We start from the raw sequence: 13,943 nt of genomic DNA, 5'->3' as shown, positions 1-13,943 counted from the left end.
CGCCTTCGGCTGCCGACGGGCTTTTAATATCCGCGCCAATTTAACAGATTTTGCAGAGGTTCGCATGAGTGCGGCAAATATCAAGGCGGGGATTGAAATATCGGCGGAGGTCAGGGGCGAGGAAACGATTGCCAAGCTGGCCAAAACCATCGAAGAAGCGGGCGTCGACACGTCGGAACTGACGGAGCGCGGCAAGGAATTGTCGCAAACCTTCGCCAAACTGGATAAGGCAACCGCGCTGGCCGGGCAGTTCAAAACCCTGAAAACGGAAACGAAAAACGTGGCCGACGCGCTGGCGCAGGCGCAGGAAAAAACCGCGTCTTTGGCGCGGGCGATGGCGGCCAATCCCTCAAAAAACTTGGAAAAACAGTTCAAGGCTGCCGTCGCCGAAGTAGGCCGTCTGAAACGGCAGAAGGCGGAGCTGGCCGAACAGACGCACCAAACCCGCAAGGCTTTGGCCGAGGCGGGCGTTTCCGCCAAAAACCTCGCACAGGAAGAGCGCAGACTGGCGGCGGAAAGTGAAAAGGCGAGAAAAGACCTGGCTGAACTCAACGAGGAGGCGCAGCGGCTCAAACGGTTGGCCGACGCGCGTATCACGCTCGGTCTGCACGTTGATGCGCAGGCACGGAACGAATTGCAGCGCATCAACCGCGCCTACGCCGAATTGAAACAAAACGGCAATTTGACCAAAAAAGAATTAAAGGCCGCCACCGCCGCCTACGAGCGAGAACTGCGCCGCCTCAGTCAGACGATGGACGGTATTCCTTCCAAACAAACCGCCATTTCATCCTCCATTTCCGGCATGGGGCGCACCATGCTGGCCGCTGCGGGCGTGGGCGGCGGCATTTGGGCGGTCAAGGAGGGTTTGCAGCGGATTTTGGAAACGACGACGGAGTTTGCCGCCATCCGCAGCCGCATGGAATACGCCTTCGGCGGGGCGGAGGGGGCGTCGCAGCAGATGGAATGGGTGAAGGGCGTGGCCGCCGAGCTGGGCTTGGAACTCAAATCCGCCGCCAACGGCTACGCGCAACTGGCCGCCGCCACCAAGAACATCAATATGTCCACGGCGGACACGCAGCAGGTGTTTAAGGGCGTGGCCTCTGCCGCCGCATCGATGAACCTGTCGACCGAAGAGACCAACGGTGTGCTGCTGGCACTGTCGCAGATTGCCGGTAAGGGCAAGGTCAGTATGGAGGAGCTGCGCGGCCAGTTGGGCGAGAGGCTCACGCCCGCAATGGCCATTGCCGCCAAATCGATGGGTGTTACCACCGCCGAATTGGAAAAGATGGTGGAAAACGGCATTGCCGCCGAAGACTTCCTGCCCAAGTTCGGCGCGGCGATGGAAGAAGCCTTCGGCGGCACGGAATCGGCCTCCGCGTCGGTCAACCGCCTGAAAAACCGCCTCGACGAACTGATGCTGAAATTCGGCGAGGCGGGCGGCATTTCCGACGCCTACAACGCCGTGCTTTCCGACGTCGGTGCGGGTTTGGACAAGCTGGAAGCGGCAATAGACGGCCTCGACGGCGCACTGACGGGCAGCCTGTCGGATGCCTTTGTTGCCGCCTACGATACCGCCAAAACCGGCGCGGCGGAAGTGGCGCACCTGATTGAAACCGTTATCGGCTACATCAACGAGGCAGGCAACGCCCTCAACACCCTGCTCGGCGGCAGCGGGCAGGATTTCGACGTGCTCAAAGCGGGGCTGGACGGCGTCAACATCCTGTTGGGCGCCATCAAAGACGGCTTCGCCGCCATCGGCATTGCCGTCGAGGCCTTCGCCGGTGCGGCGCAGTCGGCCATTGCCCTTGTGTTGGAAGGCTTGGCCAAAATCAGCTTCGGCGAAACGGCGGCCAACTTCGAGCAGGCGGCGGCGGATATGAAGGCTTCGGCGGAAAAACACTTCGGCGAAGCGGAACAACGCGCCCTCTCGTTCGAATCGGCCGCCGTGCGCGCCGCCAAGCACTCGATGGAAACGGAGGAGCAGCGTTTCGCGCGTTTGGAGGCCGAAGCCCGCACCGCCTATCAGACCGCCGCCGACGCAGCCGTCAAAGCGGCAGAGCAGGCGAAAAGCGCGCAGGAAGCCGCCGCACAGGCCGTCGGCGAAGCGCAGCAGAAAGCGGCGCAGGAAGCAGCCGACGCGGCGCAGAAAACCGCCTCTGCCGCCGCCAAATCCGCCCTGAAAGCCGAGGGCGAATGGCAGAAAGCTGCCGTGGCGGCGGGCTTGGCCACCGAGGAAATGGCGAAAATCCGCCAACCGTTGGCCGACGCAGGCATTGCCGCCACCGACACGGCGGGCAAAGTGGCCGGCATCGGCGGCGCGGCCGAAGCGGCGGCGCAGAAAGTACGCGCCGCCTTTGAAAAAATCGGCGTCGACACCGATGCCGTCAGCGAGGGCATCAGTGCCAAGGCGAAGAAGGCTTTTGCCGACTTTCAGACGGCCTCCGAGACCGCGCGCGAACAGGGTATCAACGATGCCCGCCTGATACGCAACGGCTTCGAGCAGATGATGGGCAAACTGCAAAGCAAAGCCGAGTTTGCCGCCTTCCGCGAGCAGTTGGCCAAAAGCGGCCGCACCGCCGATCTGACCCGCGAACAAATCAAACGCCTCAACGACGCCGCCGAAAACGGCGCATCCGCCGCCCGTACCGCCTACGACCGGCTGGCGCAGGCCGTCAAAGACGCATCCGACCCCGCCGCCCTGCAAAACCTGTCGTCACAGGCCAAACAGGCGTTTTCAGACGGCCTGATCACCGCCGCGCAATACGACCAAACCCTTGCCGAAGTGAAGCGGCGCAGCGCCGAAGTGGCAAGGCAGAGCGCGACAATGGGCGAAGCGGCGAAAACCGCCCACAACGAAGCCGCCGCAGCCGCCCGCAGCCATGCCGAAGCGGCGGCAGGTGCGGCGCAGGCGGCACAAAAAGGGGCGCAGCAGCAGGCGGCAGCCATGCAGGGCGTCGGACAGGCCGCCTCCGGCGCAGTGCGCCGCGTCACCCGCCTGCACGAAGTGTTCTCCACGCAGCACGGCACAGTGAAGCTGACGCGCGAAGAATACGCTGCGCTGAACGCCGAAATCGACCGTTTCAATGCCGACAAGCCCGAAAGCATGGGTGTGGCGCAGTTTGTCGAATACCGCAAACAGTTGCAGGCGGTGAAAGACCAATTTGCCGCCGTCGTCGTCAAAGCCAAAGAGGCGGGCGACACCGTGGCGCAGATGGCACGCGACGGTACGGTCAGCCAACAGGCTCTGACCCGCGCCACGCAGGCCGCCGCCGAGGCAACGGGCAAACTGGACAAAACTTCGCTGGCCAAACTGCACGCGCAAATCGACGAAGCGCGGCAGAAGCTGCGGCAGATGCAGGACGAAGCGCGGGAAGCGCGGGAGACCTTGGAGGCCGAACTGGCGGGGCTCAACGGCAACGAAGAGGCGGCGCACGAGTTGGAAGCCCGCCGCAAAATCGACGCGTGGAAAAAGAAAGCCGCCGAAGCCTCGGACGCAGGCGCGGCGGCGGAATACCAAAAATCGGCCGAATTGCAGGAGCAGATTTACCGCCGCCAACGCGAAAAGCGCGAAGCCGAGCAGCAGGAAAAACAACGCGCGGTGCAAAAGCCCGATTGGGAAGCCTTATCCGAACCGAAAGTGGATATCCCCGCCGGTGTGACCGACGGATTGATGGCCGATTTGCACCGCGTGCTGGAAAAACGCGACGCGAACGTGGCCGAAGCGGCGGTGCGGGGACTGATGGAACAGCTCGCCGCCGGACTGCGGCGGATGACATAAGGAGGCCGTCTGAACATGACCTGGCAACTGAAACGAAAAGACACTGGCGAAACCCTCGCCCTGCCTGCCGACTTGCAATGGCAGGACGAAATGGACTGGAGTGCGGTGGCGCAGGCCGCGCCGCAGCGCACTTTGTCGGGTGCGCTGGTGATACAGCAGGGGACAAAGCTCAACGGCCGCCCCGTCACCCTTGCGGGCGATTGGGCGTGGCACAGACGCTCGGATTTGCTGCGCCTGCGCGAGTGGGGCGACGTGCCGGAGCTGGTGATGACGCTGGCGCATCCCGACGGCCGCAGCTTCGACGTGATATTCCGCCTGCACGAAAAGCAGTTTGCCAAGGCCGAAGCCGTGGCCTTCTGCTCCCCCGAAACCGACGACACCCCCTATCTGGCAACCATTAACCTCATGACGGTGTAAAACATGGCCAAAACCAAACTGACGCAGCAAGACCTGCAAATCTACCCCTCGCAACGCCTCACCGACACGCCCGACGGCGGCGGCCTGATGGTCGGCAGGCCGCTCACCGGCGCCGACAACGAGCTGTTCCCGCCCGTCTCCGACGCCGACCGCACGCTGGGCGACTTCGGCGCGCGGCTGGTCTATCCGGGCGTGCTGCGCGGCGACGCCGAGCCGCTGTACGGCGCACACGTCATCATTTCCGAGCCGCCCGAGGCGGCCAACGTCTCCTTTCTTGCCTTCCGCGCCAAGCACTACGGCGAATCCCGCGCCGACATCCTGCCGCGCATCGAGGCTTACAGTGTGCCGACCATCGAAAGCCGCATGACCCTCTTGGGGCGGCATCTGGCCGGTTCGCGCCTGGTGCAGGCCTACCAGCGCACGGAAGCGCCGCTGCCGAAGGTTGGCGAGCGCTATTGCCTGGAAGACCGCAAACGCACGCGGCAGCAGTATTTCCGCATCGCCGCCCTGTCCGACGAAGTGCGCACCTTTGAAATCGTTTTGCCCAACGGCCAAACCAAAGAAATCCAGCGGCGCGTGCTGAAAATGGAAACGGCCAACCCACTGGCGGACGACTACAAGGGCGTCGACTATCCCGTCGAAGGCTACGGCAATGCCGACACGCTGATTTTGGAAACCCATGTCGCCGACTCGGCCAATTATTACGGCGTGCGCCCCCTTGCCGAAAAACTGGCCAAAGGCAGCGCCGAGGCGAAAGTGGACGGCATTTTTGAAAAACTCGTCCCCACCGCCACCGTCGAAACCGCCGAAGCCGACGTGCATCCCGTCTCCGCCGAGGCGTGGATACCCTCCGCGCCGCGCCGCACCGTGTTTCAGACGGCCTTGGCCGTGTCGGGCGACATTTGGCTGGACAGCCCCGTACTGCCCGGCACGGTCGACATCGACGGCTGGACGGACAACGCGCGCGGCCAGCTCGTCAAAAACGGCGAAGCGGTGCAAATCGACTACCGGCGCGGCCTGATTCAGGGCTTGCCCGACAGCTTCGGCCTCACCGTATCCGCCGTTCCCGGCTCGCTGCAAAACGCCGCCCGTTTCGCCGCCTTTGTCGAAGTCAAAGACAGCAACCAGGGCACGCAGTGGGCGCCGCTGCTGCAGCCCGCGCCCGCCCCCGGCAGCCTGTCGGTGTCGTTTATGGCGCAAGGCGTGTGGTACGTCCTCAAAGACGCGGGCGACTACATCCTGCGCGACGCGGCAGGCGAAGCCTGCGGCACGGTATCGCCGACCGGCTCGGCCGTCCTGTCTTTAAGCGCCCTGCCGGATGTCGGCAGCCGCATCGTCTTTTTATGGGGCGACAAAAGCGCGTTTCAGACCTACGACGCCAAAGACGCGGGCGAAGAGCCGGTCGTCAAAACCCTCGGCGGCCGTGCCGTCATCCCTGCCGCAGGTGTGGACACCATCAAGCCCGGCACGCTGCGCCTGACATGGAACGGCCAAACCGCCACCGACGAAGCAGGCCGTCTGAAAGGCGGGGCAACGGGCTATGTCGACTACTACGGCGGCCGCTGCGCCGTTTCAGACGGCCTCACCGCCGCCGCCGTGCAGATTGCCTATCAGGCTTATACCGGCAAAGCGAAAGAAGGCGCGGTGGGCCAGCAGACGGGCGGCGAGCTGGACCTGACACTCGGCCGCACCGCCCCCGGCAGCCTGTGCCTGCGCGTGGCCTACAAAGCCCGCGCCCTCGTGCAGACACAGGGCTGGGTGCAGATGAAATACAACCGCATGAAGGCGGGCGACTGGTTTACCACCGCCGCGCAGGTCGTGCAGGCGGAAAAACACGACCTGAAACTGGCCTACGACAAAAAGGAAATCTTCGGCGCGCAGGAAATCACCTTCACCGACAACGGTGCGGGCGGCCTGATGCTCGACGGCAAAACCCTCACCGGCGCGACGGTCGACTACGGCACGGGCAAGGTGCACATCCCCGCACCCGACCGCCTCGGCCTGCCGATAGCGGGCTTCGGTTGGGACGTCGGCAGCCATCAGATTCTGCCGGGTGCGAGCCAAAGCGCCGACTTCGGCCGCGAAAAAGTGATTACGCAAGTCGCCTACCAAATCCAAGCCGCCGCCTACCGCTGGCACGACAGCGACGACACCCGCCAAGTGCGCCTCACCGAAACGCCGTCCAACGTGTGGGCGAACGTCATCAACGGCACACTTTCGGGCAGCCGCCCCGTGCAGGACACCTGGGCGTTCGACCTCAACGGCGTGAAAATCATCGAGCGCGGCGGCGTGCTGTACCGCAACTTCAACCCGCAGACCGGACGCGGCGACGCCGTAGGCCGTCTGAATCTGGCAAACGGCAACGTGCAGATTGCCGACGCCGCGCTCAACCTGTCCGGCCTGAAAGTCACCGCAGGCGTGGTATCGACAGACGCCAAACCCGCCTACCGCTTCTGCGCCCGTGTCGGCGGCGCACCCGTCAAGCCCGAAAGTTTCACCGTCTACGCCACAGGGCGCGACGGCCTCCTGACGGGGCGCTCCACCGCCGACGGCAAAATCGAAGGCGACTTCACCGGCGAAATCGACTACCGCACCGGCTTTTTCACCATAGCGCGGCAAGACGGTTTCCTGCCCGACACCCTGCGCTACAACGCCGTCACGCAGGACGACATCCCGCTCGATTCCTCCATTATCGGCATCGACGCCGTGCGCCTGCCCGCCGACGGCCGCGTGCCCATCTATCGCAAGGGCGACATGGTGGTCATCGGCAACCGCCTGAAACAGGACATCGGCAGCGCCTTCACGGCGGGGCAGAAAATCACCCTCGATCGGCAGAACCTCGACCGCCTGTGCCTGATCGACGCACAACGCAAACACGTCACCGCCGACCGTTACACCGCCGACCTTGCCGCCGGTACGCTTACCTTTGCCGACCCGCTGGACTTGTCGGCCTATCAGATGCCGCTCACCGCCGTGCAGGCGTGGGAAGAAGAAAACCGCATCGCCCGCGCCGACATATCAGGCCGTCTGAAACTGCAGTTTCCCGTTTCCCGCGACTATCCGCAGCAGGGTACTTACGTTTCATCCGCCCTGATCGGCGGCGATTTGCTGGTACGCGCCTCCGAACCCTTCTCGCAGCAGGCGTGGGGAAAACACTGGAAAGACGAAATCGAAGGCGACGAAATACTGGCGCGGCTGGACGTGCGCAACTACCCCTTCGTGCTGACCAGTGACGGCGCAGTGACGCAACGCTGGCTGATTCAGTTTACCTCCGACACTCAGTTCGAGCTGTACGGCGAAACCCTCGGCCTGGTGGCCAAAGGCGACACCCTCACCGACCTCGCCCCCGCCAACCCCGCCACCGGCAAACCCTATTTCACCCTGCCGCGCCTTGCCTTCGGCGGCGGCTGGGCGCCGCGCAACTGCATCCGTTTCAACACCTACGGCACGCCGCTGCCGGTGTGGATACTGCGTGCCGTCCAGCCGTCACCCGAACGGCAAAGCAGGCGCGACGGCTTTACTGCCTGCCTGCGCGGCAACACCGTGGCCGAAGATTGAGGCCGTCTGAAACCCTTTTTAAAACATTGTGCAAGCCCATGTCGGCGACACAGTTGCCGCCGACATAAGAAAGGACAAAACCATGCTGCAAACCACCCGTTATCCCGTCACCCTCTACACTTCCGCCGACGAAGGCGCGCCGCAAATCACCCAAACGGCCGGCGCATTGAAAACCGTCCTCAAAGCCTGCCTCGTCACCGGCTACGGCACAAAGTTGGGCGCAGGCTGGGAAGTGCTGTTTGAGGAAAGCAATAAAATCGCCCTGAAAAGCGCCGACGGCAAATCGACGGGCGCCGCCCTCCATGTCAACGACACCGCAGGACGCACCGCCCAAGTGTCGCTGTATCAAAAGACCGAAGGCTTTGAAAAAGGCAAGGCCGCATCCGAGCGCCGCCCCGTCAGCTATGCCAACAGCACCGTACAAAAATGGCTGCTGGCCGCCTGCGCACGCGGCTTTGTCTTTGTGTCCTTTCAGGGCGGCTATTCGTCCTTTCTTTATCTGTCGGACTTCCCTTCGCTGGCCGCCGCCGACACCGGCAACACCCTGTTTCTGCCGCAGGGCATAAACCAAAGCGGCAACTACTCATCCTTTTCGCCTTCGGGCTTTAATATCAGCACCTACCAAACCACCGGCGTTATCCTCAAATCCGCCGACGGGCTGGCAACGGGCGTGGAAGCGTCGTTCGCTACGGCGGCCGCGGGCGTGCAAAGCAACGACCTGCCTTATCCCTCGCCCGTTTCCGGCGGCTTTGAAGCCTTCCCCTGCATGATTGTGGAAAGAATCGGCGACAAACGCGGCATACGCGGCCTCCTGCCCGGCATCGCCTCGGTTGCCAACAACATGGCCGCCGTTCCCTTCGGCACGGTGTTCGACAACATCGACGGCAGCGGCGACACCTTTGTCTACGCCTCGCTCGGCGACAAAGACAAATGCCCCGTCCTCATCAACACCGCCGCCTGGGAAATCTGACATGGCCAAACGTCTTTTTGCCCACGGCCTGCTGCGCTTTGTCCCGCCGCGCCACGGTCGCCGCCACCGCCGCCTGTGGCCGCACGGCCTGTTGCGCCACTACGGCCGCACCCACGGCGCAGGCATCATCGCCGGGCGCGGCGTCGGCATCGTCACCGTCGGCGGGCAGCCCGCCTCGCGCCGCATCCTGCTTGTCGACCGCAGCAATTTCCAAGTGTGCCGCTCCGTGTGGAGCAATGAGAGCGGCAACTACCTGTTCGATTATCTCGACACCGCGCGGGAATACCTGATTATCGCCCTCGACCACAAGCGCCAATACGAACCCGTCGCCTACGACTACGTCCGCCCCGTCGAAGACACACCATAGGCCGTCTGAAAATGAGCATCCCAGCCGACAAACTGCCCCTGCCTTTCAGACGGCCTCTTGCCGACAAAGACGCCGCCGCGCTGCCGCTGCCCTTTGTCCGCCTGTTGGGACAGGACGACGACACCCCCGCGCCGCCGCCGCAACCGCCGCAACCGCAGCCGCCGCAAAACCGCTATGCCCCCGTTGCCGCCGCCTTCGCCTTTTCGAGCGCCGCTGCGGCGTCAACCGGCATCTGCCGTAGCGGCCGCGCCCTCGGCCTGCGCACGCAGTCGGACTACACGGGTGTCGCCACCGAAGTCCTGCCGCTGGCCGCCTGTTGGCGCACAAGCATTGCCGGTATGCCGCCGCTCTACCTCTGCACCGTTCAGACGGCCTCCGCGCAGCAAAGCCTTGCTGCCTGCACCCGCGCCGAAACCGCCGCCACCGCCGAGCTGCGCCGCTGCAACACAAGCCCGACCAACGCCGCCGCTTCCCTAAACGGCTGCGCCCGCGCCGTTCAGACGGCCATTGCCCGCCCGCACCGCTGCGCCGTCCAAACCATATCGGCACAGCAAAGCCTCGCCGCCTGCCGCCGCCTGTCGCAGCCCCTGCCGCAACGCTTTGCAGCCTGTTTCGCCCCGCGCTACACCCCGCCCGCCTCCGTCCCCTGCGAGTGGCACGACATCCCCGTGCCGCCCAAGCCCGAGCCGGACACCTATATCTGCGGCAAACGCCCGCCATTTAACCGCCTGCCGCTGCCGCTGACCCGCAGACACATCGCCCACCACACCCACCACATCCCGCTGCCCTTTGCCTGCCGCACCCGCGCATTTACCCCTGTATTGAAGGTTTATATGATTCGCCACCGCATCTCCGCCTCCTTCGACGACGGCCAACCGCTCGAGCTTCTGGCCGCCTCCTTCACCGCCGACACTTCCGGCTACTGCTGGCAGGGCAGTCTCACCGTCCCGAGCGACGACTTCGCCCGCCTCAATATCGACGGCCGCACCAAAGGCAAAGAGGCCGTGATTACCGTCACCATCGACAACGAAAGCTTCGTCATCCTCGCCGAGGAATACCGCGACAACCGCGCCTTTGCCGACAAAAGCTACACCGTCACCGGCCGCAGCCCCACCGCCCGCCTCGGCGCGGACTACGCCGCACAGCGCGGCGGCCTCATCGCCAACCCCGTCTACGCCCGCCAAATCGCCGACCAAATCCTCAAATACACGGGCGTCACCGTCAAAGCGTGGCAGGCCGCCGACTGGCTCATCCCCGGCGGCGTCTACTCCACCGAGGGCAAAACCCCGGTGGCCGTCTTAAACGAACTGGCCGACGCGGCGGGCGCGTTTGTTTACAGCCATCCCTCCCTGCCCGAAATCAGCGTCCTGCCGCGCCGCAAAACGCCCGCATGGCAGGAAGCCGACGCCCTGCCGGACACCACCGTCCCCGCTGCCGTCATCACCAAAATCAGCGGCAGCCGCAGCGTCCGTGCCGAAGCAAACGGCGTCTTCGTCTACGCGGAACACAACCAAGGCCGCGCCGCCGACGTCCACAAAAAAGGCAGCAGCCGCGAACCCCGCGCCGCCGCCCTGACAAGCGTGCTGTACACCGATTTGCCCGTCCTCGAAGCCGCAGGCATAGCCGCCCTCAACGAAGCGGGCACGCACAAAAGCGAAAACGTCACCCTGCCTATTGCCGAGCAATACGCCCTACCGCGCGCCGAATTAGGCCAAATCTGGCAAATCCAAGAACCCTCGGGCAACTGGCAGGGCACGGTCACCGGCGTCACCCTCAGCGTCAACATCGAAAACGACGCCCCCGTCGTCATGCAGACTGTCACCATCGACCGCTACTTGGGCTAAGGCCGTCTGAAAGGAAAAAACATGAACCTCTACCACCGGCTTACCGACCTGATGAAACGCGAAAGCCGCGCCGCCGCCAAAATCACCGCCTCCCTCGGCGGCGGCACATGGGAAGCCGAAACGCAAAGCGGCCGCACAGTCATCCTGCGCGGCCACGGCGAAACGGGCAAACGGTTTTTTTACGACGCCCACACCGGCCAAATCCTCGCCCCCGCCCCCGATCTGGACATCACGGACATTGCCGTGTGAAGTGAAGCGGAGAAGGGCGGGCGGGATTGCTTGAAAGCCTAGAATGGGGATATTGGAACAAGAAGAGAGGAATATTTGAAGAGGGACGGCGACGCGGAAGTGATGGGACACCGCCGCGCCAGCCAAGCAGGAACAAGCTGCATTGACTTCGAGGCCGTCTTGTCTGTACAGACGGGCGGGATTGTAATCAAACCGTAAGGAAATGCAAACATGTACCGCGAATTGCGTTGCACAGCCTGCAACAAACTGTTGGGAAAAGGCTGCGGCACGGTGGAAATCAAGTGCTGCCGCTGCAAAAACATCAACCGTTTCAACTGATTTTTCAAAGGTTTTTTCACAGAGTGCCGAGAGCACCGTATTTTTTCACACAGAGCCGCCCGACGGCCTTTTCGAGAGGAAAATATGGATGCGCCAAGCGCCTCAAATCCCACCGTCGGAAGCTTGTTCGCAGGCATCGGTGGCTTCGACCTCGGCTTTGAACAAGCCGGATTCAAAACTGCGTGGCAGGTTGAAATCAACCCCGTCTGCCGCACCGTCCTCGCCAACCGATTCCCGCATGCCGTGCAGCACGAAGACGTGCAGACCTGCCTGCCCGCACTCTCCCGTGTCGATGTTGTCGTCGGCGGCTTCCCCTGCCAAGACGTTTCGGCAATGGGCAAACGACGCGGCCTCGCAGGCAGCCGCACGGGGCTGTTCTTCGACGCGATGCACATCGTGCAAACCCTTCAACCGCGCTGGCTGGTGCTTGAAAATGTCCCTGGCCTGCTCTTTTCAAACGATGGCCGCGACTTCCAAACAGTCCTTGAAACGCTTGCCGAATGCGGGTATGTGGGATACTGGCGCGTGCTGGACAGCCGTTATTTCGGAGTCCCCACAAAACGCCGCCGCGTATTCGTGGTCGCAGGTTTTCGAGAGCTGCCCCCAATCGAGCTGCTGGGTGATGCCGGAACAGTGGAACGTATATCTGGCAAGACGGAAGCGGGCAGCCCCTGGGCGGACGCTCACCCTACGCTGCTTGCAGGTTTCGCCGACGGGACAAATATCGACATCTCGGGTGGAAATATCGTCGCTGTCGCCGACAGCAGGCATCAGATGGTTGAGCGGTCTCTTGTCGCATGTGGCCAAACGCTGCAAACCCGCCGCCCGCGTCATCTACAACGACTTCGACGGCTACGCCGAGCGCCTGCGCAGCATACCCGACACCAACCGCCTGCGTGACAGACTGGCCGCGATATTGGACAACAAGCCGCGCGAAAAGCGGCTGGACAAAGACACCAAGTCCGCCGTTATCAACGCCATCGAAAACTTCGACGGGTACAAAGACCTCAACTGCCTGCGTTCATGGCTGTTGTACAGCGGCAAAGAAGCACCGACACTCGAGCACCTATATAAGGAGACGATGTACAACTGCCTGCGGCGCAGCCCGTATCCCGAAGCGGCGGACTATCTGGACGGCCTCGAAATCACAAACGAATCCTTCGAGACCCTACTGCCCCGATACGCAGGACGGGAAAACACCCTGCTGGTGCTCGACCCGCCCTACGTCTGCACCCAGCAGGGGATGTACGCCAACCAAGCCTACTTCGGCATGATACCCTTCCTGATTCTGACTGCGATGGTGCGGCCGCCGTTTGTCTTTTTCAGCAGCACCCGCAGCGAGTTTGCCGCCTACCTCGAATACCTGCGGCAGCACCGCCCGCAGGAGTGGGAGAAGTGGGGTGGATTCGAGCATGTCAGAATCACCGGCGGCATCTCCAAAGCCGTCCGCTATGAGGACAATATGATTTACCGATTCACTCCCGAGTAGGCATAATAAAAGGGGCTGCGCCCCTTTGTTTTCATTATTTCCAGTCTGCAATCAGCCGAAGCGCTGCCACCAAATAAGGCGTATCTGCCGGCACGCCGTGCCGCCCGACCATCTCCGCATCCGGCCTCATCGCCATCCAGCAGCGCACCGCGCTGTTTATGGCGGCATTTACCGGTTTGTCCTGCCGCAGGCCGTCAACCACATAATCGGCAAAGTGCCGCCCGTCCTTGCTGTCCAACCACGTCGCGATGTCGGCAGTGTCTTCATGTAGCGTCGCCCGTTTGACGGCGGACACCGCTGTGTCCCATAAAGACGCGGCATTGAAGCCCGCGAGGTGCATCGTGCCGTAAAAGCCGAAAATCAGGTTTTGGGTTTGGGGTGTTTTCATGTTTGGCTCCTTGTTCAAGACAAGAGCATGTTGCCGCACCTCGAAGCGCGAGCCAAGCAGAGATGGAGATAAAACGGGGAGAAATTTCGCGCGAGTTTTGTCACCGAGACCAATCGGCCAGTGGCAAAAAAAACGCAAAAGCGTGACAAAACTCGCGCGACGTTACAGTTTTGCAGTCTTCCGCGAAGCCGAAACACAAAACGGTAATAATATGAAACTCTCCCTCATCCCCATCCTGCTGGCTTTGGCAGGCTGCACCCCCGTACCCCACGTCGTCCGCATCCAAGCACAAAACGGCGGACTGGTGCTCAACCTCGCCACGGAAACCAATCCCGACTGCGGCAGCATCAGCCTGGGTGAGGAACGCATCAGCTACATCATCGCCTGCAAACAGGGCGGCAAGGCCAACCTGCCTCGCCACAGCGTCCGACTGGACTGGCAGGCGGGAGAGCTTGCCGCCATCCGCGCCGACAGCGGCAAACCCCTCTTCAACATCCGATGCAGCCGCGCGCAGTTCGACCAAATCAACGCATGGCAAAACGCCGCGCCCGCACCATAAACACAG

Annotated in this window: 12 protein-coding genes; 11 read left to right on the top strand and 1 reads right to left on the bottom strand. The window is 62.9% G+C overall.

The features are described 5' to 3' along the window. Positions 1-64 precede the first annotated feature (64 nt). The 10 genes from ACLD9W_RS00330 (at position 65) to ACLD9W_RS00285 (ending at position 12,990) form a co-directional block, all read left to right on the top strand. A complete protein-coding gene (locus ACLD9W_RS00330) occupies positions 65-3,778 on the top strand; it encodes a tape measure protein (protein WP_410840154.1) in 3,714 nt (1,237 codons plus the stop codon). 15 nt (positions 3,779-3,793) lie between these two features. Beyond that, on the top strand, positions 3,794-4,195 hold the full coding sequence (locus tag ACLD9W_RS00325; protein ID WP_410840153.1) for a hypothetical protein: 402 nt from the start codon (positions 3,794-3,796) through the stop codon (positions 4,193-4,195). A 3-nt stretch (positions 4,196-4,198) separates the two neighbouring features. Next, complete coding sequence (locus ACLD9W_RS00320) at positions 4,199-7,753, top strand: hypothetical protein (RefSeq protein ID WP_410840152.1); 3,555 nt, start codon at positions 4,199-4,201, stop codon at positions 7,751-7,753. 82 nt (positions 7,754-7,835) lie between these two features. Next, complete coding sequence (locus tag ACLD9W_RS00315; protein ID WP_410840151.1) at positions 7,836-8,723, top strand: hypothetical protein; 888 nt, start codon at positions 7,836-7,838, stop codon at positions 8,721-8,723. 1 nt (position 8,724) lies between these two features. Then, entirely contained in the window at positions 8,725-9,090 is a 366-nt protein-coding gene (locus ACLD9W_RS00310; protein WP_410840150.1) for a hypothetical protein, read from the top strand. Between the two features lie 11 nt (positions 9,091-9,101). Further along, positions 9,102-10,934: a hypothetical protein gene (locus ACLD9W_RS00305; RefSeq protein ID WP_410840149.1), complete on the top strand. Its 1,833-nt coding sequence runs from the start codon at positions 9,102-9,104 to the stop codon at positions 10,932-10,934. A gap of 21 nt (positions 10,935-10,955) precedes the next feature. Next, positions 10,956-11,183: a hypothetical protein gene (locus tag ACLD9W_RS00300; protein WP_410840148.1), complete on the top strand. Its 228-nt coding sequence runs from the start codon at positions 10,956-10,958 to the stop codon at positions 11,181-11,183. A gap of 210 nt (positions 11,184-11,393) precedes the next feature. Then, entirely contained in the window at positions 11,394-11,501 is a 108-nt protein-coding gene (locus ACLD9W_RS00295; protein ID WP_410840147.1) for a Com family DNA-binding transcriptional regulator, read from the top strand. Positions 11,502-11,585: 84 nt separating this feature from the next. After that, entirely contained in the window at positions 11,586-12,401 is an 816-nt protein-coding gene (locus tag ACLD9W_RS00290) for a DNA cytosine methyltransferase (RefSeq protein ID WP_410840146.1), read from the top strand. Continuing rightward, the gene (locus ACLD9W_RS00285) at positions 12,301-12,990 is read left to right on the top strand and encodes a hypothetical protein (RefSeq protein WP_410840242.1); all 690 of its coding nucleotides are present in this window, start codon (positions 12,301-12,303) and stop codon (positions 12,988-12,990) included. Before ACLD9W_RS00290 ends, ACLD9W_RS00285 begins: the two co-directional genes overlap by 101 nt. A 34-nt stretch (positions 12,991-13,024) precedes the next feature. Here ACLD9W_RS00285 and ACLD9W_RS00280 read toward each other — a convergent pair whose 3' ends face one another. Further along, entirely contained in the window at positions 13,025-13,378 is a 354-nt protein-coding gene (locus tag ACLD9W_RS00280; RefSeq protein WP_410840145.1) for a hypothetical protein, read from the bottom strand. Positions 13,379-13,589: 211 nt separating this feature from the next. Between ACLD9W_RS00280 and ACLD9W_RS00275 the strand changes: the two genes are divergently transcribed. Beyond that, the gene (locus ACLD9W_RS00275) at positions 13,590-13,937 is read left to right on the top strand and encodes a hypothetical protein (protein ID WP_410840144.1); all 348 of its coding nucleotides are present in this window, start codon (positions 13,590-13,592) and stop codon (positions 13,935-13,937) included. Positions 13,938-13,943 lie beyond the last annotated feature (6 nt).

This window comes from Neisseria sp. WLZKY-1, assembly GCF_046546535.1.
Classification (GTDB): Bacteria; Pseudomonadota; Gammaproteobacteria; order Burkholderiales; family Neisseriaceae; genus Neisseria.
Note: the sequence above shows the minus strand (reverse complement) of the source record. Positions and strands in the feature narration are given on the sequence as shown.

Excerpts from the sequence above, each read along its gene's own strand:
- ACLD9W_RS00330 (WP_410840154.1), top strand. The coding sequence starts at position 65 with ATGAGTGCGGCAAATATCAAGGCGGGGATTGAAATATCGGCGGAGGTC.
- ACLD9W_RS00325 (WP_410840153.1), top strand. The coding sequence starts at position 3,794 with ATGACCTGGCAACTGAAACGAAAAGACACTGGCGAAACCCTCGCCCTG.
- ACLD9W_RS00320 (WP_410840152.1), top strand. The coding sequence starts at position 4,199 with ATGGCCAAAACCAAACTGACGCAGCAAGACCTGCAAATCTACCCCTCG.
- ACLD9W_RS00315 (WP_410840151.1), top strand. The coding sequence starts at position 7,836 with ATGCTGCAAACCACCCGTTATCCCGTCACCCTCTACACTTCCGCCGAC.
- ACLD9W_RS00310 (WP_410840150.1), top strand. The coding sequence starts at position 8,725 with ATGGCCAAACGTCTTTTTGCCCACGGCCTGCTGCGCTTTGTCCCGCCG.
- ACLD9W_RS00305 (WP_410840149.1), top strand. The coding sequence starts at position 9,102 with ATGAGCATCCCAGCCGACAAACTGCCCCTGCCTTTCAGACGGCCTCTT.
- ACLD9W_RS00300 (WP_410840148.1), top strand. The coding sequence starts at position 10,956 with ATGAACCTCTACCACCGGCTTACCGACCTGATGAAACGCGAAAGCCGC.
- ACLD9W_RS00295 (WP_410840147.1), top strand. The coding sequence starts at position 11,394 with ATGTACCGCGAATTGCGTTGCACAGCCTGCAACAAACTGTTGGGAAAA.
- ACLD9W_RS00290 (WP_410840146.1), top strand. The coding sequence starts at position 11,586 with ATGGATGCGCCAAGCGCCTCAAATCCCACCGTCGGAAGCTTGTTCGCA.
- ACLD9W_RS00280 (WP_410840145.1), bottom strand. The coding sequence starts at position 13,378 with ATGAAAACACCCCAAACCCAAAACCTGATTTTCGGCTTTTACGGCACG.
- ACLD9W_RS00275 (WP_410840144.1), top strand. The coding sequence starts at position 13,590 with ATGAAACTCTCCCTCATCCCCATCCTGCTGGCTTTGGCAGGCTGCACC.